We start from the raw sequence: 2,285 nt of genomic DNA on the forward strand, positions 1-2,285 counted from the left end.
TCAATTTTTCTTCCCGAACAGCAATGCGGAGAAATCCACCGGGCGGCGGCAGCTTGACGCGCTGCTGGACGGTATGAGCGATAAAGGCATACGGATTGTAACCGCAACAGCAAGGGAGATAACGGAAGTCGAAAAAGCAGAGGATTAACCTCACAATATGAGAAATCGGGAGATTGCAGCGCATGGCGGCTGCAATCTTTTTTTGCGTCCAAAATCAAAGGAACGCGCAACAAATACCGCCTTTCGGTGGGGGTATGGAGTAGATAGCAAGCACAGCAAACGAGTACCCGTTTGCGGAAAATGCTTGTTGGGATAATCCCAAACCCTTATACCGAAAGGCGGTGCGGAAATGGAAAACCGAAAGAGAAATATACAGATGAAGTTTTACGTTACGGAAGAAGAAAAGCGGCTGATCGACGAGAAGATGAAGCAGCTTCCCATAAAGCAGTATGGGGCATACTTCCGTAAAATGGCGATAGACGGGTATATTCTTGTCGTTGACCGAAGCGACACAAAAGCATATATCCGGGAACTGCAAGCGGTGAGCCGGAACATCAACCAAATTGCAAAACGCGCCAATGCGACGGGGACGGTTTACAGGCAGGATATAGAGGACATTAAAAAGGCGGTGGACGAGATATGGCGGTTACAAAGACGCACCCTATTAAATCAACCTTAAAGGCTGCGATAGACTATATCTTAAATCCCGAAAAGACAGACGGGAAGCTGCTTGCGTCCTCTTTCGGCTGCGGGCTGGAAACCGCCGATATTGAGTTTGCATGGACGCGGGAAGCTGCCGGAGATCGCGGCACACATTTAGGGCGGCACTTGATACAATCCTTTGCGGTGGGAGAAACCACACCGGAAGAAGCGCACAAAATCGGCATGGAACTTGCCGGGGCGGTATTAGGCGGCAAGTATGAGTTTGTTTTGACAACTCACGTCGATAAAGACCATCTGCATAATCACTTGATTTTCAACGCGGTTAGCTTCGTTGACTACAAAAAGTACCATTCCAACAAGCAAAGCTATCACTTTATCCGGCGCACCAGCGACAGGATATGTAAAGAGCATGGGCTATCCGTCGTCGTACCGGGACAGGACAAGGGAAAAAGCTATGCAGAATACACCGCCGAAAAGCAAGGGACAAGCTACAAAGCAAAGCTGAAAACGGCGATAGATACTCTCATTCCCCAAGTGAAAGATTTTGACGAACTGCTGCGCCGCTTGCAGGAAATGGGGTATGAAATCAAACAGGGCAAATACATTTCCTTTCGCGCTGCCGGACAGGAACGGTTTACCCGCACAAAGACGCTCGGCGCGGCCTATACGGAAGAAGCGATAAAGGAGCGTATCAAGGGCGTGTATGTTGCCAAAACAAAAACGCTGCGGGAAGATAAGAAAATCCGGCTTGTCGTCGATCTTGAAAACAGTATCAAAGCCCAACAGTCGGCGGGCTATGAACGGTGGGCAAAAATCCATAATCTGAAACAGGCTGCTAAAAGCATGAACTTCCTAACCGAAAACAAGATTGAGTATTATAGCGAACTTGAAAGCAAGATAGCCGATATTATGACCGCTCATGACGCGGCGGCAAAGGCGGTTAAGGAAGTGGAACAGCGTATGTCTGATTTGTCGCTGCTTATCAAGCACACCACCACATACCGACAGTTAAAACCGATTTACGATGAATACCGAAAATCGCCGGACAAGGAAAAGTATCTGCGGGGGCATGAAAGCGAAATTATCCTGTTTGAAGCTGCGGCAAGGGCATTAAAGGAAATGCAGATAAAGAAGCTGCCCGATCTCGCCGCGCTGCGCAAGGAGTATAGAAGCTTAAACGACAGGAAAACCAAATTGTATGAAGATTATCGGCAAGCCAAGAAGCAAATGCAGGAATACGGCGTTGTCAAAAAGAACGTCGATAGTATTCTTTACCCGTCCCAAAGCAGGGCGCGGGAGCAGGAGCGATAAGGCGCAAAACATGGGGTGGCAAGTGGAATGTTAAGGGCTGAAAACGCCTGTGTTTCTGCGGCTTCCAGCGCATGAAAACGACATAGACGATAAAGTATATTCAAACCCGCAAAAACGGCTTTCTAATTGTCCACGCAAGGACAAAAAAAGAACAGGGGCGCGGTGCCGGAAATCGGCAACCGCGCCCCTGTTCTCTATGGGCTATTCCTCGTCGGTCATGGAAATTCCCCTTTCTGAATAATAGTGCGGGGCGGTGGCACTTCTTGCTGTCGCCCCTTGATTGCCTACCAGCAAAGGCGGGCGGGGCTGTC

At 49.1% G+C, this 2,285-nt stretch carries 3 protein-coding genes; all 3 read left to right on the forward strand.

Annotated features, from left to right (window positions below; genetic code table 11):
- A partial coding sequence (locus tag KBS54_02465) for a transcriptional regulator (protein ID MBQ0054994.1) occupies window positions 1–148 on the forward strand: 148 nt, incomplete at its 5' end.
- A 201-nt stretch (window positions 149–349) separates the two neighbouring features.
- The gene (gene mobC / locus KBS54_02470; protein MBQ0054995.1) at window positions 350–679 is read left to right on the forward strand and encodes a plasmid mobilization relaxosome protein MobC; all 330 of its coding nucleotides are present in this window, start codon (window positions 350–352) and stop codon (window positions 677–679) included.
- Window positions 640–1,974: a relaxase/mobilization nuclease domain-containing protein gene (locus tag KBS54_02475; GenBank protein ID MBQ0054996.1), complete on the forward strand. Its 1,335-nt coding sequence runs from the start codon at window positions 640–642 to the stop codon at window positions 1,972–1,974. Before mobC ends, KBS54_02475 begins: the two co-directional genes overlap by 40 nt.
- The last annotated feature ends 311 nt before the right edge of the window (window positions 1,975–2,285 follow it).

The organism is Candidatus Equadaptatus faecalis, assembly GCA_018065065.1.
GTDB lineage: Bacteria > Synergistota > Synergistia > Synergistales > Synergistaceae > Equadaptatus > Equadaptatus faecalis.

Bases quoted from the DNA above. Each gene is read 5' to 3' on its own strand.
- mobC (MBQ0054995.1), top strand. From the start codon at position 350: ATGGAAAACCGAAAGAGAAATATACAGATGAAGTTTTACGTTACGGAA.
- KBS54_02475 (MBQ0054996.1), top strand. From the start codon at position 640: ATGGCGGTTACAAAGACGCACCCTATTAAATCAACCTTAAAGGCTGCG.